The sequence below is a fragment of the Pseudoalteromonas rubra genome (assembly GCF_005887095.1).
In the GTDB taxonomy this organism is placed as follows: Bacteria; Pseudomonadota; Gammaproteobacteria; order Enterobacterales; family Alteromonadaceae; genus Pseudoalteromonas; species Pseudoalteromonas rubra_E.
Window position 1 is genome coordinate 76761 of the sequence record NZ_PNCI01000004.1, and the last position, 25279, is coordinate 102039.

The window sequence follows — 25279 nt, forward strand, 5'->3', positions numbered from 1 at the left end:
GGCGCTTTCGCTAATAACAGTGGGTTCAGGCCACAAACTGGCAGGGAATACGCGCAGGCTCTGCAACCTGCAACATAAACTCCATCGCCACTTCATCACAATTGTTTTTACGCAAACACAGCTCACAGTCTTTCATTACTTTTTCAGGAAGGCTGTCCTTATTGCACCCACTAAAGCCTTGTTTATCGAAAAAGCCTGGGACCCGAGTCAACACAATAACGCGCTTCAGCGCCAGACGCCTGGCCTTATCCAGCAAATGCGATACCAGCAACTGCCCCTGACCTTTCACCTGCACCGACGGGTCGACCCCGAGTGAACGGATCTCGGCCAGACCCGTGTCATAAATATACAGCGATGCACAGCCGGTCACTTTGCCATCGACCTCGGTCACAGCAAACTCATTGATACTGTGGATCATATCGCTTTTGGCCCGGGGCAGGTTTTCACCTACCTTAGCCCAGTATTGGATCAGTCCGGCAATGGCTTCTACATCGTTTAACGTGGCATCACGAACCGTGATTTGCTGTTTTTTTTTCACTGCACTGATGGCTGCTGACACTTGCTGTAAAGAGGTTCCCCCTTTGGCGTTGCGTGCCGCAATACAGGCATCCAGTTGCAGTACCGGGTAGACATCCTGATCGATCTGCACGCACACAGACTGAAATTGAGCCAGACTCAAATCTTCGAGGTTTTTACGTTCGCTCAGCGCCAGTTGTACCAGCTGACCAACAATATGGTGTCCCTCACGGAACGGGATCCCTTTTGCCACTAGGTAATCAGCCAGCTCTGTGGCATTTGCATGTCCGCCCTGCGCAGCCTGTTTGGTCTTGTCTCCATTGACCTTCACGCTTTCAATACAGGACTGTGCCATGTGTAAAGCGGCCAGCCAGGTTGGCATGGCATCAAAGACGCCTTCTTTGTCTTCCTGCATGTCTTTGTTGTAGGCCAGCGGCAGTGCTTTTAGCGTCATCATCATGGCGCTGAAGGCCCCAAACACACGGCCGGTTTTACCCCGGAGCAACTCCAGGGCATCGGGGTTTTTCTTTTGCGGCATCAAAGAGGAGCCAGATGTCACATTATCTCCCAGCTCAATAAAGCCTGCCTCACCAGAGTTATAAAAAATCATGTCCTCGGCAAGTCGTGATAAATGCAACATAGAAATAGACGCACAACTGAGTAACTCCAGCACAAAATCTCTGTCAGATACCGCATCCAGACTATTGCGCGTAGCACAGCTAAACTTCAGCTCAGCCGCCAGCTGCTCTCTGTCGATATCATAGGCGGTACCGGCCAGTGCGCCGCTGCCAAGCGGGCATTCGTTCAGGCGTGTTACGGCATCCTGAAGACGCGATGTATCACGCTCCAGCATTTCCACATACGCCATGCACCAGTGACTAAATAACACAGGTTGCGCCCGTTGCAAGTGGGTATAGCCAGGTAAAACCGTGCCAAGCTCCCGCTCTGCCAGCGCAACAAATGCCGCTTTTAACATGTCCAGTGCTTCGAGGATTTTGTAAGCGCTGTCACGACACCATAAACGAAAATCGGTGGCCACCTGATCATTACGACTACGACCTGTGTGCAGCTTTTTGCCCAGATCGCCAACTTTGTTAATCAGGCGCGCCTCAACGTAAGAGTGAATGTCTTCATACCCAGCCGTCGCTATGGCGTGCGGATCCGCATTGGCTTCTTCCAGTAACGCTTGCAATGCCGCGACCAGTAGAGCATGCTCATCGCCAGTCAGGACCTGAACCTGTTTGAGCGCGCCCGCCCAGGCAATCGAACCAACAATATCCTGCTCCGCCAGCTGATAGTCAAACGGTAAGGAATCATTAAATTGTTTAAAGGCCGCATCCGGCCCAGACGAAAAGCGTCCACCCCACAGTGCCATGTTACTTTACTCCTCTGATCACCGTTATTTAACCGACTTTTGCTTGTTCAATGCCGCAATGCGACTCGACAACGAGAACAAGCGGATAAAGCCTTCGGCATGAGACTGGTCATACACATCGTCTTCACCGAAAGTCGCAAAATCTTCGCTGTACAGGCTGTTTTGCGAGCGCTTTTGTACCGCGCTGACCTGACCTTTATACAGCTTCAGAACCACCTCACCGGTAGCCACCTGAGCCAGTGACTGAGCCGCCGCCAGTAAAGAGTCTTTTAACGGTGTAAACCAACGTCCGTCATACACTAAGTGAGCAAACTCACTGGCCACCGTTTCTTTCCATTTACGACAGGCTTTGTCCAAAACCAACTCATCAATGGCCTGAAGCGCCGCCACCATCACCGTGCCTCCCGGGGTTTCGTAACAGCCCCGTGACTTCATACCCACCAGGCGATTTTCAACAATATCAATGCGGCCCACACCATGTTTGGCGGCAATTTCGTTGAGCGTCAGCAAACATTGATAAGGTGTCAGCGGCTGGCCATTGACCGCCGTTACCTGACCGGCCTCAATCTGTACACTGACCAGTTCAGCCTCATCGGGTGCCTGCTCAGGCGAAGCCGTCCAGGTCCAGACCTGATCGCTGGGCTGATTCCATGGATCTTCCAGTTCGCCACCTTCATGAGAAATATGCCAGGCGTTGGCATCACGGCTGTAGATTTTGGTTGCGGATGCTGCACAGGGGATATTGCGCTCGGCCAGATAATCCAGCAAGGACTCCCGACTAGCTAGTGACCACTCACGCCATGGCGCGATCACCTCCAGATCAGGCGCAAGCGCGGCAAAGCAAGATTCAAAACGCACCTGATCATTGCCTTTGCCGGTACAGCCATGAGACAGCGCATCCGCACCCACTTTGCGAGCGATCTCAACCTGTGCTTTGGCGATAATTGGCCGCGCCATGGAAGTGCCCAGCAGATAAGTGCCTTCGTATACCGCACCGCTTTGCAAAGTCGGGTAAATGTACTCACTGACCAGCTCGGCCTTCAAATCGACGATGTGACACTCACTGGCACCAGATGCAAGCGCTTTTTCTTCAACGCCCTGAAGCTCTTCATCCCCCTGGCCGACATCGGCCACAAACGCGACAACGTCGCAGCCGTAGTTTTCTTTTAACCAGGGCACAATGGCCGACGTATCCAGACCACCTGAGTATGCCAGAACGACTTTTTTGATATTTTTCATGATATTTTTACCTTAATTCTTGAATCTTATTGGCTCAGACGAGCTGCTTATTCATCAGCGCCAGTAACAGAGCATTTTGTGCATGCATGCGGTTTTCTGCCTGTTGCAGGATCCGCGCTTTAGGACCGTCCATCACCTCTGAGGTGATCTCATAGCCCCGGTGCGCAGGCTGGCAATGCAGCACTGTACTGGCCCCGGTTTGTTCGAGTAGTGTTTGATTAAGCTGATACGGCATAAAGGTGGTTTTTGCCTGCTCCAGTGACGTGTCGCTACCCATTGAGACCCAGGTATCTGTGTACAAAGCGTTGGCACCGGCTGCGGCTTCAATACGATCACTGATCATCACAGACGCGCCATTTACCGCAGCAATTTGCTCTGCCTGTTTTACTATTTGCGCATCAGGCGAATGTCCTTTGGGGCACACAGCGACAAAATCTGCCCCCAGCGTTGCCCCCAGCAGCAATAAAGATTGGCAAACATTGTTTCCCTCACCCAGATATGCCAGTTTGATCTGGCTGACATCGCCAAATACTTCCTGCAAAGTCAGAAAGTCTGCAAGCGCCTGACATGGGTGGTATAAGTCACACAAGCTGTTCACCACCGGAATATCAGAATGCTCAGCCAGCACCTCAAGGGTATGATGGGAAGAAACACGCGCCACCAATGCATCGGCCCAGGTGGCAATGTTCAGCGCAAAGTCCTGCACGGATTCACGGCTGCCCATTGCGCCGTTTTGTTGATCCAGATAGACCGCATGGCCGCCCAGCTTGTTGATACCAATGTCGAACGACAAGCGGGTTCTGAGACTGGGTTTTTCGAATAAAGTGACCACAGATTTGCCTGCCAAAGCATGCGCAAATTCCTGTGGCTGCTGTTTGATATCACTTGCCAGCGCAAGGAGTTTCAGAGCCTGGCTTTTATCAAATTCCAGACCGGTAATAAAGTGAGTCGACATAAGGCTTCCTAAGGTAAAATGTGAGTACCGACGTGCTGCCCGGCTATCAGGGCAACCAAGTTATCTGGCTTTTGCCAGCTGGAGATGTACACCCCACGTCGTAAATGTCGGGCAGCGTGAAGACTGGTCTTAACTTTGACCTCCATCCCGCCCACAATCACCTTCTGTGCTATCAGTTGTTCTATCTGCTCACTATTTAGCTGCGCCAGAGGTTGGCCAGCCCCGTCCAGTACCGCTTCTACATCGGTCATAAAGATCAGTTCGCCACCCAGCTGATGTGCCAGCGCAGCCGCCGCTTCATCCGCGTTTACATTAAACAGCGCACCATCTGCACCTATGCCAATTGAACTCACCAACGGCACTCTGCCGGTTGCCAGCAGCTCGGGGACCAAGCTGTCATGATGCGGCTCACACGTGCCAACTTGTCCCAACGCCTTAAGCTTTTGCGAAGTCATCAGGCCCGCTTCATATAAGCTGATCCCAACGGGATTTAAACCCGCCGTGATTGCCTGGGCCATTAACTGCTTGTTTGCACACCCGGCAAGCGCACCAACAATATACGGCATTTGCTCTTTGGGGCTGATCCGTAACCCCTGATGTTTAGCAGTGGCAAACCCGGCATCACTCAACCAGCTGTCTACCAAAGCACCACCACCGTGGACCACCACAAAGTCTTGCGTACTGTCTTGTTGCGCTAATAAATGAAGTGCTTTGAATAAGTCATGGGCGGCGTGTTCTGAGTTAAGCACTGCGCCACCCAGTTTAATCACCCAGGTTTTTTTATCTGTCATAAGTTACCCCATCAACCCTTGTTCATGCGGATACTGACTGGCCAGATTCATACACTGCAGTGCCTGTCCTGCCGCGCCTTTCAATAGATTATCTATGGCCACTGTGACAATCAGTTGCTGCCCCTGCTGCTGCCAGCCAATATCGACAAATGCACGGTTTGCCACCCCTTTGATTGAAGGCATGTTTGCACCTTTGAGGCGGATCAGCGGCTCGTCTGCCAGCACCTGATAGGCTTGTGCAACCTGACGCTCTGAAACGCCCGGCTTAAGTGAGACATAAATGGTTTCCAGAATACCCCGTGGGAAATTCCCCAAATGCGGTGTAAACAACACGGGGTGATCAAGGTAACGCTCAATTTCCGGAGTATGCCGATGATTAAACAGACCATAAGGCGCCAAAGATACCTCACAAAAATGGGTAGTGAGGCTGGCTTTGCGGCCCGCGCCGGTCACACCCGATACGGCATTGATAATAATGGTGCTGTCACTAAGTAAATCAGCATGCTTAAGCGGTTTAAGTGCGTTCAGCGCAGCGGTTGGATAACAGCCGGGCACCGCCACCAGCTGAGCTTCGCTCAGTGATCCGCCATACCACTCCACCAGGCCGTAACGCGCTTTGTCCAGCCATTGTGAGTAAGGGTGGCTGAAGCCATAGTATTGTTCATAATCTTTGCTGCTTTTGAGCCGGTAAGCCCCTGACAAATCAAAGACTTTCTTGCCCATCTTTAGAAAGGTTTGAGCCAGCTCTACGCTGACTTTATGGTCAGTACAAAGGCAGACATAGTCGACATCACTGTCGGCTATGTCTGCAAACGTCTCATCCGTCAAAGGGAGCAGGGAGACATCAAGTAAACCTGTGTGTTCAGGATATAGCTCACTCAGATATTTCCCTTTATCCAGGCTATTTGCTGACACATAACAGCCACTCAGTTTCAAACCCGGGTGGCGGGCCACCAAACTGGCCAGCTCTGCGCCGCTATATCCACTGGCGCCAACAATTGCTACGTTAAACATCGATAACTCTTATAAATTAGTAAACACAAAAACCATATATCTGCTATTGATGATGTTATCGTCGCATTGTTGCACCCTCTATATTTATGCTAAAAAAATGAATTGATATTCACCTTACATACATATAGATTTTTATGCAACAGGTTTGAATAAATATTTTTAGGATACTGCAATGTCATTACCCGACTTTAAAACTATGTACCGCGAGCTAATTGCCCGGCCCTCTATCAGTGCACTCGATCAGACGCTCAACCAAAGCAACCGGGCGGTCATTGAACTGCTTGCTCAGTGGTGTGAAAAACTGGGTTTCAGTACCGAAATTACCGAGCTCTACGCCGCGCCGGGCAAGTTCAACTTACTCGCCAGAAAATGTCCGCCGGGACAGGCAGACCAAACCGGTGGCCTGATGCTCGCCGGACACACAGACACTGTGCCCTTTGATGACAGCCGCTGGAACTTTGACCCCTTCACCCTCAGCGAGCGGGACAATCGTCTGTATGGCTTAGGGAGCATTGACATGAAAGGCTTTTTTGCCTTTGTATTGAAAGCGCTGGAAGATCTTCAAGACATGCCACAAAGCGCCCCGATTATGATCCTGGCCACCGCAGATGAGGAGATCACCATGGCAGGCGCGCAGGAGATTGCACGCCACAGCAACCTCAAGCCTGAGCGCTGTATCATTGGTGAGCCGACCGACATGGTTCCTGTGTACACTCACAAGGGACACATGTCTTCGGCGATTCGGGTAACGGGTCGTTCGGGGCACAGTTCCGATCCGGATCGAGGCTTAAATGCCATCGAGATAATGCAGCAAGTAATGACCAATCTGTTACAGCTAAAAGAAGATTTAAAGAATAAATATTCACTTGAGGATTTTGCAATTCCTTACCCGACCTTGAATTTAGGTCATATTCACGGAGGCGACAATGCCAACCGAATTTGTGGCTGCTGCGAGCTACATATTGACCTTCGCCCCCTGCCCGGACTCAGCATCGCAGAGCTCCAGGCCTTGTTATTACAGGCCGTTGCTCCGATCAATGCGCGTTATCCCGACAGCGTGTCAGTGATTGACTTGCACGACCCCATTCCCGCCTTTCATGGCACACGAGATTGCTCCTTAGTTAAACTGGCTGAAAAAATTTCAGGTCAGCAGGCTGTGGCCGTGAATTATTGTACAGAAGCGCCCTTTTTACAGCAGCTTGGTTGCGAGACGATCGTAATGGGACCCGGCTCCATTGCGCAGGCACATCAACCAGATGAATACCTGGCAATGGAAAAAATCAAACCCAGCCAGCAGATCCTGACTGAGTTGATCAGGCAACAATGTTTTGCTTAGCGCAGTGTAATAACATGTAATTGCAAGACGCCCCCTCAGCAACTATACCTGAACAGATGTAACACATAGTCGGTATCAACCTGCCAGCATGCGATCCGTCAATCACAGCGCAGAGCAGGTTTTTACCTGTTAAAGATGTGCCGTTGCTTTATAGCTGCGGTGCATTCTGGCCGTTCGGGGCCATCGACTGTCAGCATAGGACGCCGCAGTATCTGTCTACTGGCAAGGAAGGGGCAAAAGATGTACAGACCACTCTGTCATACCAGTTACCATGGCTTGTGCTGTCATGATCTAAGCCGCTGGTCACACAGCATGCGGACTGTCGCTTGCTGTGCTGTTTTCCTTCCTCTGATGTGTGCCGCTCGTACATTTCTCTTATCACTTAATCAGGGGCAAACTTATGTACAGACTGACCGATTTTTATCGCGTCAGTGCCACTCTGACTGGCTACGATCTAGTCGAGTTACAAGGCACGGGCGTGGGTCCCACTTACTGCAAAACACTCAGTCAATGGGTTCGTCAGGACGTGATACAGGAACTTTATCACCGGGCTGAGGAGATTGGTTCGCTCGAGTGTGATTCCAATCAGGTACAATTTTACGACCGAATCTGGAACTGCGCCAAACTTGGCCCGGTTGCCAGAAACATCATCAAGATGTGGTATCTCTCCATTTGGTATCAGCTGCCTGCCGACTGGAATGCCCTCTATGGGGTGGATGATTTCAGCGCCGATAAGAAGCCTGTTGAAGACTATGTCATCTCCAGCAATGCCTATATCCAGGGCCTGGTGTGGAATGCCCTGGGCAGTCACCCCATGGGAGCAAAACAACCTGGGTATGGCACCTGGGCCTTTCCCGGCCAATCAGTGAAACCTCTTAACCTGGATTAGGAAAGCAGCATGACACATCATCATACAGAATACGACGTGGTCATCGTCGGGGCCGGCATTGCAGGCGCCATTATGGCTAAACAGCTGGGTGAGCAAGGCAAGAAAGTGCTGATCCTGGAAGCGGGCACGGGCACCGACGGACGTTTCTTCGACCAGGGTAAAGAGAAAGGCTATGAGTCTTACATGGCGCGTTTTTTCACTGCCATGGCCAAGATCCCCAACGCCCCGTATCCCAACAACCCCAATGCCCCGCAACCTTTGGTCACCGATATTCAAAAGCCACCGCTGGATAAGCCCGTCAGTGATCACGGCTATTTTGTTCAGTATGGCCCGGATCCGTTTGCCAGTACCTACACTCGTAGTGAAGGCGGCACCACTTTACACTGGCTGGGCACCTGCCTGCGTATGCTGCCCGAAGACTTTGAGCTCAAAACGCGCTTTGGCCGTGGCCGGGACTGGCCCATCAGCTATCAGGATTTGCAACCCTGGTACGAAATCGCGGAACAACATATTGGGGTCTCGGCCAATGCCGATGTGCAGAGCTATCAGCAGATTGATAACCCCAGCGTACAGCTACCGTTTGAAGAAAATTACGATTATCCGATGGAGCAAATTCCGCAGAGCTTTTTGGATCAGTATCTGGCCAAAGGGCTTCAGGGCATGCAAGTTGAAATTGACAACCAGCCCTACCCCATTGATGTGGTGGCAACCCCACAAGGGCGCAACGGCATGCCGCGGGGTGATTATCGCCCTGTGGGGGCAGTAGGAAACCCGGATCTGGGTCAACGCTGTGCGGGTAATTCTAACTGTGTGCCTATCTGTCCTATCCAGGCTAAGTACTCAGCTTTAAAAACGCTGGAGCAAGCCAAAAACACGGGTAACGTGACCATAGAGACTCAGGCGGTGGCCTACAACCTCGAAGTGGACCACAAAACGCAGAATATCTCTAAGGTCCACTACAAACGCTACCACTCTACCCAATCCGCGGCTTATGACGATAAAGCGGTCAAAGGTAAAGTCGTGGTGCTGGCCGCCCATGCCGTCGAAAACGCCAAGCTAATGCTGGCTTCTAATGTGGCGAATTCCAGCGATCAGGTCGGTCGCAATCTAATGGACCACCCGACTATGCTGACCTGGGGCCTGATGCCCTGCAAAATCGGCGCATTCCGTGGTCCGGGTTCCACCTCGGGGATCCCCTCACTGCGCGGCGGGGCATTTCGCGCCGAGCAAGCCGCTTTTCGTATTGAGATAGGTAACTGGGGCTGGAGCTGGCCAGAAGGCGCACCTATCGCCACTGTGCCAGAGCTTATCGATGAGCAAAACTTATTTGGCCCGGCCCTGCGTCACAAAATCGCCGAAGAGTACCCGCGCATGTTCCGCTTTGGCTTTTTAGTAGAGCAACTCCCCGACCCCGATAATCGCGTCACCATAGACGATCAATACCGGGACCAGCTGGGCAACTACCGACCGGTGATCCACTACAAGGTCACCGTCTATACCCGTGCCGGTATGGCACAGGCTAAAGAAGTGTCGGATGCTATTTTCCAGCGCCTGGGTGTAGAGCCTTTTACCAAATACAAAGCCAACGATCCGGGCTATGTACAGTATCAGGGCAAAGGCTATGTCTACAATGGCGCCGGACACCTGGTCGGCACGCATCTGATGGGCGATGATCCTAAAACCTCGGTGGTAAACCGTGAGCAACGCAGCTGGGATCACCCCAACCTCTACCTGGTTGGCTGCGGCAATATGCCCACCATTGCGACCAGTAATCCGACTTTAACCATGGCAGCACTGACCTTCTGGGCTGCTGACAACGTGTTAAACGCACTCGACCAGTATGAATGAGGGACCTGCCATGTACCACAAACTGCAAAAACGTCCGATAGAAACACTTGAACAGCTGCACCATGACCTGCAACTGGCCATTGAACTGGAGTTCTCGACATTACCAGTCTATCTCACCGCCTTGTATTCCATTGAGGAAGGCACCAACCAGTGTGCCTACACAGTGATCCGCTCAGTTGTGATGGAGGAGATGTTCCATCTAACCAATGCTGCGAATCTGCTGATTGCCACCGGAGGCAGTCCGGCCATTAACAGTCCGGAGTTTCTACCTGCCTTTCCGACTAAGCTGCCTGACGGCGAAACCTGGTTTGAAGCAGATCTGCAAAAGTTCAGCCCTGAGGCACTGCAAAACTTCCTCAACATTGAAATGCCCGCCGCTTTGGCAAAAAAGGGGGATATCACCATAGGCGAGTTCTATGTCGGCATTGAAAACGGCTTGCAAACCCTGCATAACCGCTATGGCCCCGCGCTGTTCCCCGCCGACTGCCATGACAAGCAAATCGCGCATAAGTATTATTATGGCGGCGGCGGAGAGATCACCCCAGTAACAGACTTGGCCTCCGCCAACTTTACCCTCAATGCCATCATAGCGCAGGGCGAAGGGGTTCCGGATGCGTGCTGGAACCCGGATCAGCCATTTCCATTGGGTGATACCACGGGCATAGACAGCGGCGACCACCAGTTGTTTATGCAACCCAGAGAATTGTCCCATTACTACCGCTTTAACGAACTGCTGCTGGGTTATCGCTATGTCCAGGGTGACACGCCCAACTCAGGACCGACTGGACCGGCTATTCCGATTGATTATCATCAGGTTTATAACGTGGTGAAAAACCCTCAACCACAACACTACCAGCCTTATCCCGCCATTGCCCGGCTGGACACTGAGTTTAACCTGACCCTGAGCCTGCTGCTGGATCAGCTTCACCTGGCTTTTAATGGCCAGCCAGACTTACTGGTTGCCGCCGTTGGCACTATGTTCGGACTCAAAGAAAAGGCCCAAAGCATGATGCGGGTCCCCCTGCCCGATGACAGCGGACATTACGCTACGCCAACCTGGCGTTATATCCCTGCAGAAGACCGTCCGGGAGGGTGCTGATATGGCCACAAGACGCTTCGATCATATTATTGTGATCATGTTTGAAAACCAGTATCGCGGCTATGTGATGAATAATCCGTACATGCGCAACCTGGCTGCGCAGGGGATTGAGCTGACCAACAGTTTTGGCGTAATGCACCCGTCGCAGACCAACTATATTGCGTCTCTGGCAGGCGAGCTGTGCAATGTAACCGACGATGAAGTGCCGCCACGTTTGCCCCAGCGCACTCTGGTTGACCTGATTGAAGATTCGGCTCAAAACCTGGACTGGCGTGCTTACATGGAAAGCTATGTGGCGGGCTGGACGCCCTGGACAGCAACCAATTTCAAGCCCGTGAACAGTTATCCCTATGTGCTTAAGCACGACCCTTTTTCATCGTTTTCCCGCATTCTCGACAGCGAAACCCGCTGGCAAAAAATTGGCAACGAAGCACAGTTTTATCAGGACCTGCTCAATGATACCCTGCCCGAGTTTGCCTGGTTTACCCCCAATATGTGGCACGACGGGCATTATTTACTTGGCAGCAAAGACAATGACCTCAAGGGTGAGCGCGCACCGGTATTGGTGGACCAGCAGGCCGACTGGCTGAAGGCGTTTTTTGCGTCGATTAACTTCCCCGGCCCCAACAGCAAGCTGCCCGACAATACGCTGGTGGTCGTCACCTATGACGAAGCCGATTTTGAATCGGACTACGATACCAGCCAGAAGTACAAATATTACTACGACGGCCCCAATCAGATTTATACGGTGTTGCTGGGCGATACCCTGACGCCGTCGCAGCAACACGAGGGCTACAATCATTACTCCTTGCTGCGTACCATAGAGGAAAATTTCTCGCTCGGCACGCTGGGTAAAAACGACGAGCATGCCAACTATTTCCGCTTTTTGTGGGATGAGGCACTGCACTGGCAACCCGCTGCTGGTGTGCCCCACATTGAGCATACCAGTGAGCTGCAAGCCGCCAGCCTCGGTGAGCTACTCTATCTATTTTACACTCGGGACGACAGACCCGGCCATCTGTATTGCACCAGCTTTGATGGCCATGTCTGGTCTGAACCTTTACTGATGCAGGAAGATTGCAAAGACCAGCTACAACTGAGTGCGCAGGACGATACCCTGGTGCTGGGCTATCGCGACCAGGACCTGCGGGTCACTTTGCAAACGCTGAGGGCTAACCAAGGCTGGCAATCCCTGGCTGCACCCAGCGATAGCTGTGTATCTGCTCTTGCACTTCAGGTGTTGCCGCAAAGTCAGGAGCTGCTTTTGGTTTATCGCGACCAGCAAGGCTCTATGCTGGCACAACGCTATGCTCAGCAACAGTGGCAAAGCCAGCCACAAACGCTGGTGTGCAGGCCTGAAGGAACTTTTACTCTGGCCTCACTGGGCAGCAATACTTTGCTGATTTACCGTGAAGGCAACGCCAATGCACTGGCTTGCCTGAGCTACAACAGTGCCGAGTTTAATGTCACCGATGTCAGTAACAGCGCCTATGCCGGTCCTCAGGACAATGCCGTAAGCCATCAGTGGTCGGCCAACGGCTTTGGTATTGGCCATTTTTCGCAAGCACCGAGTAAACTCACGCCCGATGAGCCGGAGCCACAAGAGCACAGTTACCAAAGTGACGGTCAGCTGGCCGCCGCCACGCTCGATGGTGTGCTGCACTTGTTCCACAACGCGCCGAACAGTCAGCAACTTTTGAGCGCCAACTTCTCTATTCCCGGTGTACTCACCAGCCAGTTGCCCGTGTCTTACGACCCGGCCAAAGCCGATACCACCAGCAACGGCTATGGCACCATGGCCGAAGCGGGCTGGAGTGAACAGCAGCCGCTCAACAATGTCCACAGACAACCGGACACGCCACTGTGCGCCACGCGTTATCGCGACCAGCTGTGGTGCTTTTATCAAAGCAGCCGAGACCAGCGGCTGCGAGCGCATATGGCAACTTACCGGTCGACGCAAAGACACACAACGGTGGAGTGAGGCTAACATACGACAAAGCATGAACACGATGAATTACTGAGTACAGGCGAAGGCGGCCAGGGATCCCGTTGCCTTCGTGCAGTCACTGAAGGGATCAGCCTATGGCACTCGGGACAAGCCCCCAGATGCCAGTAGCAATCAATGAGGAGACCACCATGACTGATGTAACGCCCCCGGATCTTTCTAAGCCCTTACTGATCGATCCGGCACAGGATAACCCACCGGCGCCGACCACTGAGCTTGGTCCGCTGCAATATTTGATAGGCACATGGACCAATCAGCCTTTAGGTAACTCTGGCATGGGTGGCACAGACAAGCCATTTTCTTACTGCCTGATGCCACTGCCCCAGGAAGCCAGCTATATTCTGAAAAACTTTTCGTATTATGAGGAGCTGACCTTTTCAGCCATTCATGGTACGGCACCCAACCGCGGAGGCTTAGGCACGCAGGTTGCCAACACCCTGTTTTACGAGCAGCGCGTGTACTTTGCCGATGGCCCGGCTAAAGATCAGCTGGTGCATGCCGAAAATGGCTCATTACTGTTCCTGACCGATCGAAAACAACTGCTGGGGCCTTATGGCAATGGCGACAAGCCGGGGATCGGAACTGAAACCGTACCTAACAGTGTGCCGCCCACACAAGCCTATGACTTTATCAAGCAAATGTCGGTGCCTCATGGTAACTCCATTCTTGCCAGCGGCCATTTCCAATCTGGCACAGGTGTGCCGACCATTCCTGTGCTGAGCAAGAGCGACGTACTCCCTATGGGTCTGCCCCATGATGTCAGCACAGATCAATACAGCACCAAAAGTGTCGGTAATCTGAATCCGGACTTTACCCTGAACCCCAATCAGCCGCTGACCAATGCACTGGAAGTTTCGCCGCCGAAGAAGTTCATTCTGCTGGAAGTCGATACCGCCCACTCAGGCATTCCGGTCACCAACATTGGCTTTGAACAACAGCACGCCAACGTCAGCCGTTACGCCATCAGCTACTGGCTGGAATCACTCGATGGCAGTGATAACTTTACCCAGTTGCAGTACTCGCAAAATATCACCATGGAGATCCCCATTCAGGGGCAGACTGTCACCTTCCCGCACATCACTACCAATACCTTAGTTAAAAAAGTCTAAACTAAGCAGGCATAAAAAAACCGGACTGCACTCAGTCCGGTTTTTCTCTAAACTCGCTTAGATGGGCGAGCCCGGCGGCATCGGCAAGGCTTTAAAGCCCGCTGGCCATTTGCCGCTTTTCAGATACTGTGCCACCTGATCAGCCAGATAGGTTTCAAACGCATCCGCTTTACTGGCGCCACCAAACAAAGAGTCGTTGCTGTATTGCTCCACCAGCTGGTTAAGGTAAAAACGCGACTTCGCCTGAACTTCTGGTGCCAGCTTATCGCTGCTGCTAAGCGTTGCCAGGTGATAAGCCGTTAGAAACTGCACTCGCTGCGCAAGCTTAGTTGCCATACCCGACTCCGCTTTCGGCTGAAAAACATGCTGATACACCGTGTTCAGCAGATCGTCACTACTGAGGTTGCCATCATTGCGCGCCCCCTGTTGTGCCAGGCGATTCAGTCGCTCCGGGTTCAGCAATAAGCTCAAAGTATGCTGCGCCGCCACTTCCGGTAACGCCATGGCATCCAGCGTCAGACCCGTGCGACCTTTCACGCTCTCCCGGGTCTTATACTCGCCATAGGCTTTGGGCGGGATCAGTGCCAACACCGACTCAGGGACCATCAACTGTTCAGGTGTCAAGGTATCCAGTAAAGCGGCCAGAGCAGCCTGCTGCTTGGCTTTGCCAACCACCTGTGCCCCTTTTGGCGTGTTCGCCCCTCGTACTTCGTAGTCATAGTCTACACCACCAATCAGCTTTACTGCCGACTCCACCTGATAGCGATGGAACAAGTACAGCGGCACCAGCTTTTCTTCCAGCTGGGACAGGGCCTCGCCGGTTTTGATGTTATTCAGGCCAAAACGGGCCAGCGCCTTTTGACGAATATCCAGTACCCGAGTCAGCTCAGCAGCCGGGTCGTTACCATTATCCCACAGGTGGGCGGTCGGGTGGGCGCCACCTTTCGGACGGGCATCGGCATCCGAGATAAACTCCAGGCCCTTGCTCTTGTTCTCAGCAAGAATGGCGGCCAGTGCCTGGGCTTCGTCTTGTGCGGTAAAGTCACTGTATCCGTATTTGATCACTTGGGTATCCCATTCGCCCATGCCGGTGGCATAGCCTTTACTGATATCCAGCTCACCCTGATCGTTCATGCCCACCAGCGGATGCGGATAATCCATTACCGAGGCGCGATCTTTTACCGACGCCGAGAAATTATGGGCAATCCCCAGAGTATGACCAATTTCATGGGCACTGAGCTGGCGAATGCGGTCCAGCGCCATGGCATGCAGACGCTCCGTCACTTCATCGCCTTTAACAAATGGCGCGGCTAAGGCTTCGGCAATCAGAATATCCTGGCGTACCCGCAATGAGCCAAGCGTCACATGACCTTTGATGATCTCACCGGTGCGCGGATCGATCACCGATGCACCATACGACCAGCCGCGGGTAGCACGGTGAACCCACTGGATCACGTTGTACCGAATATCCATAGGGTCAGCATTTTCCGGCAGTACTTTGACCTGGAAAGCATTTTTGTAACCCGCCGCTTCAAAAGCCTGATCCCACCAGCGCGCGCCATCGAGCAACGCGGTTTTCACCGGCTCAGGTACGCCCGGATCCAGGTAATATACAATCGGCTCAACCGGCTCAGATACTTTTGCCGTCGGGTCTTTTTTGTTTAAACGGTGGCGCGGGATATAGCGTACATACATAGACTCGCTCAGCGGTGCCGAGTAGTCTTTATGCTCTATGCTCCAGTAGCCCGACTGAGGATGAAATGCGCGGGGCTGATAGTTATCATCCGGCAGTTCGATCAACGAGTGGTGCTGGTGGACAGTGACCGCATAAGGGTTCGCCGTCGCCTGCTTCACATACTCACCGGGCTTGCTGCCCTTAAAAGTCAGGACTGCTTCCAGTTCGGTATTTTTCATAAAAGCTTTGGAGCGCGGCATATAGGTCGCGCTGCGGCTGGCGTCCAGGCTGTAACTGCCCTGCTTGCGCGCCGCCAGGGTTCGAGATACGCCATGCACATCCGATAACAGATAAGGCGTGTAGTCAATCAGTACGCTGTCGTCATCTTCAGCCACCACCTTAAAGCCGTTTAAAATGCTCGAGGCAAAGGCCTCTTTCACGCTTTGCTGCTCCGCAGGATTGTCGGCACTGGCACGAAAGTAAGTGTTCAGCGCACGTAGCATCACCTTGTCACCAAAGCGCTCGAACTGCACCAGATAAGTACTACCCAGCTGACCACGGTCCAGGCCAATGTCGTTAGAGCCGACGCCATACGGCAAGCTGTGCTGCAACAAAAATGGCTGTGAGAGCTTGTCGACATCGAGATAAATCTTGCCACTGGATGGGTCACTGTAAAACGCATAGAACCCGGGAAAATGGTTGAAGTTGTCAGTAAATTCATCAATAGACTTAATTGCGGCGTGCGCTTGGGGTATCATAGCCAATAGCAAAGCCGAGAACATGTGAGGTGCAAAGCGTGTTTTTCGCATTTTCTTATCTTTGTTGTTTGAGGTTAGATGACTGGTACCTCTTTTGTATATTAAATCGTATACAAAATACAGTTATTTAGGACAAAATTCAGCGCTGTTTGTGGCCTGCTCTCTCACTCTGTCAGGGCTGCAACATAACCGTTATCAGGACAAATATTTATGCGTAGACTTCCACCGGTGTTAATTGAAGACGGCTGTTCCCGTGAACTGGTTTCACTGATCAGAACCATTCTGGCTGCCTGTAAAGAAATCTCTTTCCGCGTCGGTCAGGGCGCACTGTCAGGCGTACTGGGTTCAACGCTGGATGAAAACATTCAGGGCGAAACTCAGAAGAAACTCGACGTACTGTCTAATCAGCTACTTAAAGACATTCTGCTGGAATCTGGCTATGTGAAAGCCATTGCCTCGGAAGAAGAAGAAGGCACGGTAGCAGGTAGCCCGGATGCCAAGTTTATTGTGGCATTCGACCCGCTGGACGGCTCATCGAATACCGATATCAATTCACTGGTTGGCACCATCTTCTCTATTATGGAAGCACCGGAAGACGGCGATCCGGCCGATCCGACTATCTTTATGCAACCCGGCCACAAGCAAGTTGCCGCAGGCTACGTACTGTACGGCCCTTGCACCACGCTGGCACTGACCACAGGTAAAGGCACCCGTATCTTCACGCTGGACAAAACCCACGGCAGTTTCCTGCTGACGGAAGAATTTGCCAAAATCCCGGCCGACACCAAAGAGTTTGCCATCAACGCCTCAAATCAGCGTCACTGGCAACCGGCTATGCAAAACTACATCAACGACCTGCTGGCAGGGGACACCGGCCCGCGCGGTAAAAACTTCAACATGCGCTGGATTGCCGCCATGGTAGGTGACGTACACCGCGTACTATGTCGCGGTGGCCTGTTTACTTACCCGGCAGACACCAAAAACCCGGAAAAGCCATACAAACTGCGCCTGATGTACGAAGCCAACCCGATGGCCATGCTGGTAGAACAAGCCGGCGGCCTGGCTCACACCGGAGAGCAACGCATTCTGGATATCGACCCGGAACATATCCACCAGCGCGTAGCGGTGATCTTGGGCTCGAAAAACGAAGTCGAAGCGTGTCTTGGGTATCATAAGTAATACCCTGATTTAGCCGCACGCTATATACGCCATGGTGAGTTCGCCATGGCGTTTTTATCTCCCTCTTTTTTATCTCACCACCCTCTTATATTGCCGCTTGCAGAAGTGGAGGATCACCGCAGTGCTTCACGAAATGGCATTACCATCCCAACCAGATTCGCTGTAATCTGACACCACACAGATCAAAAAAGCCATGGCCGCTTGCGCAGACCATGGCTTGAATTTAATCAAATCGTGTCATTACTGACAGTTGGCAATTTCTTTCCAAGGGCCCAGTGAGGCCGGGTTGTTGCCCTGCGTCCACCATTTGGCTTCATAGGTTTTACCTTCAAAGGTTACCTGATCGCCCGTCGTATAGACGTCTGCTGCATTCCAGGGAGCCGGGCAGGCATTGCCTGGCTCAAAGGTCACCTGTACACTGTGTGCCGCAGCAAGTGCCGGGAAGGTGTAGCTTGACTGCGCTGTCACGCTCACGCCATCAATTTTCAGTGTGGCAACACGGTAGCCGCTGTCTGGCACAAAGGTCAGCGTAAAGTCGGTGTTGCCTTTAGCGCTGATCACCCCGTTTGCATCTGGTGTCGGCGAAATGCTGCCGCCCGTACCCACCACTGTGGCCGTGATGTCATAGAATACCGGTACATCAATGGTTGCATCGGTAAAGTTACCCGAGACAAAATCAAAGTTGGCCGCGCTGAGGCTGTTCACATCGGTGTTTTTCAGTACCAGGCGTTTCTGGTCGCCTTTTGATGCCGTCTCATCCAGTGTGATCACCGTATCCGCCCCTTCCTGCGTCAGGATAAGCATTGAGAAGCTGTAGTTGAACAGCGGCATGCTGATCACGGTTTTGGCCGGGTCAAAACTGTTCACGGTCAGTGCCATATTCCAGCCCCAGTTCTGGCTGTTCAGCGGCACGATGAAGCCCAGACGGTCGTAACCACCGGTGACGTTATCGAACATGTCTGGTGTCAGGTCAGCAATCGTCAGACCGACCAGCTCAACCGAGCTGTAAATACCACCATCTTTGGCCTGAACGCCAATAACCAACGCCGTATCGGTTTCATACGCTTTTAGATGCTTAAAGCCAATGCCCGCCGTGCCACGGATCTTATCCAACTGAGGATTAAAGCCGGTCACAGTTTGCTTGCCTGACCAGGCAATTTCATAGATATCCGACTGGGCAATCACCGCTTCGGTATTGACGTTCACAGCCGCAGCCGACACGCCTTCGAGTACCACACGCTGACCAGCAAATGCCAGCTCAGCACCGGCAGCCACATCAGAGACTGACAGGTTACTCAGTGGTGCAGCGGTTTGCCAGTCGCGCAGAATAATACGGTCTTCGCCCACGGTGAAATCGCGCACAGTGGTCACAGAGCCGCTTTGCTCATGCAGCTCGATAACATCCACACCGCCACCGGGTAGCACTAAGTCGTTACCCCAGCCCGCAGACAGCTTTTCATCGTATTTTGACCCTTCAATCACATCATCTGCTGGCGTGTCAAAGATAGTATTGTAGCCACCAAACTTGTGTACATACTTAGTGATACAGGTGCCCAGCTCATCACAGGTGATTTCGTCCTTGGTCAGCAGTCGTGCTGTGCCCCACGCGCCACGTAAGTGAGCCGCAGCCAACAAGCCAGACATAGTCGCCTGCACTGTGATTGGATTACCATTGTCGTCTGTGCCCGGCCAGCTCTTCGCCAGTGCCTGCTCCCAGGTCATGTTGGCATCAGTCAGCAACTGCGTCATCACGCCATAGTTAAACCGCATGGCATCGCGCATCACCAGTTCCTGATTATCTGGGATCAGCAGATCAGCGAATGAGTTGACGCCATTCTTACCGACAAAGGTGCCTTCCCAGCGGTTCACATCTGTTGCCTGGATCTGGTTACCACCAGAGCCGACAATCTCAACCAGGGCCTCGGTTTTACAGCCAATCCAGGTGCTGTCTTCCACAAACACATAGAAGCTGTCGTACTCTTTGCCATCAATCGTCACCACTTTCGGGCTATAGTAACCAGCATCAATCAGAACGGCTTCACCCAGCTGATAACCCACGAATCCCCAGGCGTTCATGGAGTTATACTGCATAGTTTTAAACATCTCGGCACTATACGGGGTTTGTGAATTATAGATTCCGTCAATACCCAGCTTGTTAAAAAACTGATTGATGGTGGTATCTTCTGGGATCATGCTCCCGGTCGAGCAGTCACGCACCATACGACCGGGTGCAGAGACTTTGGCATACTTGTAAACTGGGTTATTCAGGTTCTCCAGGTAAAAATCTGCAAGCGCAGGGTTAATACCCGATTCGAAGTTTCTTAAGCTGTCCAAAAAATCCTGTACGCCCGTTCCCGCTGACGCGGAACAACTTAAGAGCACGGCGGCTGCACATCCTGTCATTTTCAATTTCATTAGGTGTTTCCTCATTATTTTTTTAATCGAAACAAACCCAGCAATACCAACCCGTTTAGAGCAACAATTTTAATGAACAACCGCGACCCAACCCAAGCCGCCTACCAATAAACCCGCATTAATTATCTATTATGGGCTAATATCACTGAGGCAGTGAGCAAGCCTATCTTGCTTAATATGCAAAATGGGCATTTCTATTTGCTCAACTAATATACAAGCTAGCGCTCACAAAATAATAAGTCAATTGTTTTTACAAAATTTATTGCAATAAAGTTTCACGTATAAAATCAATTATAAAAAGGCGAGAAATAAGGCAAGCCGGGCAAACCTGCCTTAACCGAGTAGAAGTGTGGGTCCACAGAACCTGTTCGGCAAAGATGCCGGAAATATCAGGTTTGCACCCTTATCCGCGCACCTTTGCAATCTTCCTTGCCAGGCCACGCGCGGGTTGACCAGTTAAAACCAAACTGGCCTAAAGGAAGCGGGCGCTTCCTTTATTAGGTTGCCGCACGGCACGGGCGACCATGCGGGCTGTCGGTATTAGAAGCGAATGCTGGCACCGACAAAGTAACGGGTACCAAATTCATCCACAGCATGAACGATATTGCCTGCTGTAGGCTGCCTTAGTACCAGGGCTTCATTGAGCAGGTTAACCGCTTCCAGTGACACGTCTATGTTGTCTGTTACATGCCAGACTACAGAAGCATCAAGCTGATCATAAGCATCGTTCGAGCTGTCCAGGCCACTGCCGTTGAGCTGTCTGACCCAGTTATCGCGGTAGTTATACGCCAGGCGCACGCTGAACAGGTCATTTTCGTAGTAACCAGACAGGTTGTAGGAGTTTCTCGATACTTCCTCAATCGGCGTTTCCTTACCCGTCGAGTCAGTGCGGCTGCTGTCGGTATAGGTGTAGTTTGCCTGCACCCCAAAACCATTTTCAAATGCATGCTGATATTGCAACTCAATACCGCGTACATCGGCCGTGCCAACGTTACGTGAACGCGTTACCAGACAGCCTTCACCACATCCCGGATAAAACTCAGCGGCAGTTGTTTGCTCAATATAGTCGCTGATGTTCTTCACAAATAAAGTCGCCCCAAGGACGGATGACGGATTAAAGTACCATTCAACGCCCATGTCGTATTGATCTGACTTATACGGGTCCAAGTCCGGGCTACCGACATTCGCCGTTTTAAAGCTCTCGGAGATGATGTCTGCCACTTTCATGTCATCATAATCAGGGCGCGATACCGTTGAACCGGCGGCAAAACGGAATATCATGTCCTCACTCAGGTCGATGGCTAAGTTCAGGCTTGGCAGATAGTTGGTGTAGGTTTTATCCACTTCACCTTTCACGCCATTGATTGCGCCTTTAGAGAGAATGTCGGTGTCCACTACACGCAGGCCCAAGTTACCGCGGAAGCCTTCGCCCGAGAAATTGGCCTTCACATAAGCGGCGGCAATGTCTTCTTCAATGGAGAAAGCATCTTTGACCGTGACAGTACCAGGCGCATTGCTACGTGCGTAATCCCACAGGGCACGTGTCGCAATCGGGAAAGAGGACAAACTGCCAGCACGTCCTTGCGCACTGTGCAGGCCAGAGACAAACCCGCCGTTAAAGTCGCCCAACGTCAATCGCTCGCCACCCGCACGAATAGCATCAACACTCAGGTCCTGGTTGTTTTCCTGATAAGAGAAAACCTGCTCCTGAAACTTAATCCCCGCCTGAATAGAGGTAATCACCGGCGAGTCCAGCTCAAAAGTGAAGTCGGCCTGAATATAATCTATTTCATTGTCGCGTTCATAGTTGATGTAAGTGTATTCATGGAACAGCTCCAAATTATCGTGGCTGCTCAGGTAGTCTGAGTTAACCGGTTGTAATTCCAGCGGCCCATCCACATTGTAAGAAAAGCCTGAGTTAGCACGCTCGGTAATGTCACCCCACCAGGTACTTGTCTGGCCGATACGACCTTCAGCGGTTGACTTACCCAGTACAAAGTCTGCCGACCAGGCTTCAGCCTGATAATTGGCGGTAAAGTTGAGCACATCCGATTGCATCTTGGGCGTGCGCAATACGCTGTTATTAAATAATGGCGCACCACCCGGGCCTGAGGCCGTCACCGTCGCACCGGTCACTATGCCCTGCTCATTGACGCTGACAGTGTCACTTTGCAACGTACCCGAACTCATGATGGCAAACATGGCCGAGTTAATGTGGTCGTTTTCCAGTTCAAATAAATTGTAGTCCAGGCCTAATGTCAATGTCTCGCTGGGCGCGTACTGAACACTGATCTGGCTGCTGCTACGCTCCCTGTCTTCGTCAAAGATAATCGACGAAGCACAGCATGAGGTTTTTCTTAAAATACCTGCGCTGTCTTCCAGCTCAGATGCACCAGGAGGCCCGAATGTCGACAAGGTTTCACGGTATACTTTCGATTCTTCATTTGAGTAAGCTACCAGAATACCAAAGTTTTCTTGCTCATTTTTCCAGCTCGCCAGACCTGAGTAGGCAGGAGACCAGTCTTCAGCATTGCTATGATAGGCATTTTCTACCGAAGCAAAAACAGTCCCTGAGTCCATATCAAGCGGCTTACGGGTCTTCAGGTTAACCGTTCCCCCCATCGCCCCTTCGTTGATATCTGACTCAACGGATTTGTAGACATCCATTCCCGAGATCTGCTCCGATGCGAGCATCTCAAAGTTAAAGCTACGGTTCATTCCGCCTAAGTCAAACCAGCCAACACTGGCTACGTTCTGACCATTAAGCAGTACCATACTGTGCTCCGGCGCAGTACCACGAACCGTTACACCGCTCACTTCACCAAAGGTTCTGACCACAGTCACACCCGGGATCCGCTGCATTGCATCACCGATGTTTTTATCCGGAAACTTTCCTATGTCTTCAGCCGAAATCGAGTCAACGACAGAATTCGCAAAACGCTTAGTATTCAGCGCCTCGGTCAGACTGCGTCGGATCCCTCTGACTTCAATTGTTTCAATTTCCTTATTCGCGCCTTCCTGTTGTTCAGCCATTGCACCAAACGACATACCTGACAACGCCGTTGCTACACATACCGCCAGATAACTAGATTTCAGATAACTGGTATTTACCTTTGAGCCCTGATTTTTCATGCTCTTCTCCCCTTTGCCTTTTTCCCAAGCCGTTCATTCCCAGTGAGTCGACGGGCTTGTATTATTATCAAACTGTCATTTTTTATTAGTAAAATTGATATACTAAGTATTTATTAAATCATTTTGACTAATTGTCAAGCACTTATTATTTCGTTTTGCAGTTCTTTTTAAAGCAGCTCAGCCATTGCCCGGGCACTGACGGCTCGGCTCGAATATGCACAAACATAAGTCGATAAATCAGTATATTGCGTCATCTCATAATCAGATCGCATAGCAATCACAATGACGTTATCAGACCATTTTTGCAGCGCCTGTTTTACACGCTGTTGTTGCGCAGCTACGTCAAAACTCTCCCCCGGCAGCGGGTAGTCTTCTGTGATGAGCACCAAAGGTTCAGCCATTGGTTCAGTCGGTGCCTGAAGTGCAGCCAGCAGCTGATCGTGCTGCCAGAGTCGGTACTCACGCCCCCGCTCAGCTAATGTTTCGAGGATCACATCCCGTGCTGAATTAGAATCGTTCGGCCCTATTCCCCGGCTATTCACTATGCTGTCATAGCCTTTGGGATCTGCGGCAAATGCCAGGGTAAACGGGCGGCCAGCCAGCGGCCACTGCTGATGACAATTACGAACGACCCGAATGGCGGCCTCAGCCGCTTCACGAGCGAGTTGATTGGCCCCTTCCAGAACACTGGCGGTCGGCTTAGGTGATGCCGCAAAATGTTGATACTTAAATGCCAGTACCTGCTGCAAACGTGCATCGACGACAGATTCTGGCAAGCGACCTTGCTTAACAGCCGCAATGACGCCATCAATGGTTTGCGCCTGAATTGCTTTATACGGTGTGGTGCTGTTCTCGTAGTGCTCTTCACTCAGCATCACCAGATTGGCACCAGCCTGCAAGGCTTGAATGGCTGCTTCTTCCGGGGCATAGTTTTTGCGCATCGACCACATATTCATGCTGTCCGTAATGATCAGGCCTTCAAAGCCTAATTGCTGACGTAACACCCCTTGCAAAATCGTCGATGATAAGGTTGCAGGGTGGTCGGCATCAATTTGCGGATAACTGATATGACTGGTCATGATCAGCGGCACGCCCGATTCAATGGCCGCCTTAAAAGGCAAGAGATCTTCGCGCATCAGCTGCTGCAATGATTTATCCACCACAGGTAACGTCTGATGTGAATCGCTGTGAGTATCTCCGTGTCCCGGAAAATGCTTAGCGCAACTCAGACTGCCGCTACGCTCTACACCGCGCACAGCAGCGGCAACATGCCGGGCTACATGATGACTTTGCTCACCAAAGGCACGCAGCCCGATGATGGGATTGTCGGGATCCGCATTCACATCCGCACAAGGTGAAAGCAGTGTGTTGTATCCCACTTCCCGCATTTGCTCCGCAAAGACCTGATACATATCTGCGGTGAGTGCTGTGTTGTCGGCCTTACCCAGACCCAGATTACCGGGTCCCAGATCGGTGTACTGAGTGAGGATCCCCCAGGAGCCCTCCTGATCGACGGCTAACAACAAAGGCGCATCGCAGGCTCTCAGTGATGCCTCGTGTTGTAAGTCCTGCGCCAACTGCGCTGCACTTGTGGGGTTGGCTGCATTGTCGTCGGTAATATAAAACCCGCCGATATGACGCTCCTTGACCAGCGCCTTTGCGTAGTCCCGGTCCTCTCCGGAAAATGCCAGTACAAACAACTGTCCGACTTTTTCTTCGATGCAAAGCGTGTCTATGAGTTGTGCAACTTTCTTTTCAATATCCATACTGCCCTCTGATTTTCGGCAAAGCAAAGCCCTCAGCGCTAGCGCGCCGATTTAAAAAATGTTCAGGTAAAGGAGTGCATAGTCGCACCCCGAGGTTGTATCAATCCGGTTATTAATTCATCAATTTTTCAGTGCGCACAAAGCGGCTGTCACTGCCATTTAATTGATAAAACTTGTC

Annotated in this window: 16 protein-coding genes; 7 read left to right on the forward strand and 9 right to left on the reverse strand. The window is 51.8% G+C overall.

The window, feature by feature from the left end:
* Nucleotides 1-25: 25 nt before the first annotated feature.
* The 5 genes from argH to argC are packed head-to-tail and all read right to left on the reverse strand — an operon-like array spanning nucleotide 26 to nucleotide 5890.
* The gene (gene argH, locus CWB99_RS02150) at nucleotides 26-1891 is read right to left on the reverse strand and encodes an argininosuccinate lyase (RefSeq protein ID WP_138549884.1); all 1866 of its coding nucleotides are present in this window, start codon (nucleotides 1889-1891) and stop codon (nucleotides 26-28) included.
* Nucleotides 1892-1915: 24 nt separating this feature from the next.
* Complete coding sequence (locus CWB99_RS02155; protein WP_138549885.1) at nucleotides 1916-3130, reverse strand: argininosuccinate synthase; 1215 nt, start codon at nucleotides 3128-3130, stop codon at nucleotides 1916-1918.
* A 34-nt stretch (nucleotides 3131-3164) separates the two neighbouring features.
* Nucleotides 3165-4085, reverse strand: coding sequence for an ornithine carbamoyltransferase (locus CWB99_RS02160; RefSeq protein ID WP_138549886.1), 921 nt, complete (start codon nucleotides 4083-4085; stop codon nucleotides 3165-3167).
* A gap of 8 nt (nucleotides 4086-4093) precedes the next feature.
* Nucleotides 4094-4876, reverse strand: coding sequence for an acetylglutamate kinase (gene argB, locus CWB99_RS02165; protein ID WP_138549887.1), 783 nt, complete (start codon nucleotides 4874-4876; stop codon nucleotides 4094-4096).
* A 3-nt stretch (nucleotides 4877-4879) separates the two neighbouring features.
* Nucleotides 4880-5890 (reverse strand): N-acetyl-gamma-glutamyl-phosphate reductase, encoded by a 1011-nt coding sequence (gene argC / locus CWB99_RS02170; RefSeq protein WP_138549888.1) that lies wholly within the window; start codon nucleotides 5888-5890, stop codon nucleotides 4880-4882.
* A gap of 172 nt (nucleotides 5891-6062) precedes the next feature.
* Between argC and argE the strand changes: the two genes are divergently transcribed.
* From argE to CWB99_RS02200, 6 genes are all read left to right on the forward strand, one after another.
* Nucleotides 6063-7226 (forward strand): acetylornithine deacetylase, encoded by a 1164-nt coding sequence (argE, locus tag CWB99_RS02175; RefSeq protein WP_138549889.1) that lies wholly within the window; start codon nucleotides 6063-6065, stop codon nucleotides 7224-7226.
* Nucleotides 7227-7626: 400 nt separating this feature from the next.
* A complete protein-coding gene (locus tag CWB99_RS02180; protein ID WP_138549890.1) occupies nucleotides 7627-8115 on the forward strand; it encodes a hypothetical protein in 489 nt (162 codons plus the stop codon).
* 9 nt (nucleotides 8116-8124) lie between these two features.
* Complete coding sequence (locus tag CWB99_RS02185) at nucleotides 8125-9963, forward strand: GMC family oxidoreductase (RefSeq protein WP_138549891.1); 1839 nt, start codon at nucleotides 8125-8127, stop codon at nucleotides 9961-9963.
* A 10-nt stretch (nucleotides 9964-9973) separates the two neighbouring features.
* Nucleotides 9974-11062 (forward strand): ferritin-like domain-containing protein, encoded by a 1089-nt coding sequence (locus tag CWB99_RS02190; RefSeq protein ID WP_138549892.1) that lies wholly within the window; start codon nucleotides 9974-9976, stop codon nucleotides 11060-11062.
* Between the two features lies 1 nt (nucleotide 11063).
* Complete coding sequence (locus CWB99_RS02195; RefSeq protein ID WP_138549893.1) at nucleotides 11064-13043, forward strand: alkaline phosphatase family protein; 1980 nt, start codon at nucleotides 11064-11066, stop codon at nucleotides 13041-13043.
* 155 nt (nucleotides 13044-13198) lie between these two features.
* Nucleotides 13199-14176 carry a heme-binding protein gene (locus tag CWB99_RS02200; protein ID WP_138549894.1) on the forward strand — a complete coding sequence of 326 codons (978 nt, stop codon included), beginning with the start codon at nucleotides 13199-13201 and terminating at the stop codon, nucleotides 14174-14176.
* 57 nt (nucleotides 14177-14233) lie between these two features.
* On the opposite strand, the gene CWB99_RS02205 is transcribed toward CWB99_RS02200, so the two are convergent.
* A complete protein-coding gene (locus CWB99_RS02205; RefSeq protein ID WP_138549895.1) occupies nucleotides 14234-16660 on the reverse strand; it encodes a zinc-dependent metalloprotease in 2427 nt (808 codons plus the stop codon).
* A 159-nt stretch (nucleotides 16661-16819) separates the two neighbouring features.
* Between CWB99_RS02205 and CWB99_RS02210 the strand changes: the two genes are divergently transcribed.
* Complete coding sequence (locus CWB99_RS02210; RefSeq protein ID WP_138549896.1) at nucleotides 16820-17788, forward strand: class 1 fructose-bisphosphatase; 969 nt, start codon at nucleotides 16820-16822, stop codon at nucleotides 17786-17788.
* A gap of 240 nt (nucleotides 17789-18028) precedes the next feature.
* On the opposite strand, the gene CWB99_RS02215 is transcribed toward CWB99_RS02210, so the two are convergent.
* The 3 genes from CWB99_RS02215 to CWB99_RS02225 form a co-directional block, all read right to left on the reverse strand.
* Nucleotides 18029-20203, reverse strand: coding sequence for a carbohydrate-binding protein (locus CWB99_RS02215; protein WP_138549897.1), 2175 nt, complete (start codon nucleotides 20201-20203; stop codon nucleotides 18029-18031).
* A 540-nt stretch (nucleotides 20204-20743) separates the two neighbouring features.
* The gene (locus tag CWB99_RS02220; RefSeq protein WP_138549898.1) at nucleotides 20744-23335 is read right to left on the reverse strand and encodes a TonB-dependent receptor; all 2592 of its coding nucleotides are present in this window, start codon (nucleotides 23333-23335) and stop codon (nucleotides 20744-20746) included.
* Between the two features lie 167 nt (nucleotides 23336-23502).
* Nucleotides 23503-25101 (reverse strand): glycoside hydrolase family 3 protein, encoded by a 1599-nt coding sequence (locus CWB99_RS02225; protein ID WP_138549899.1) that lies wholly within the window; start codon nucleotides 25099-25101, stop codon nucleotides 23503-23505.
* Nucleotides 25102-25279 lie beyond the last annotated feature (178 nt).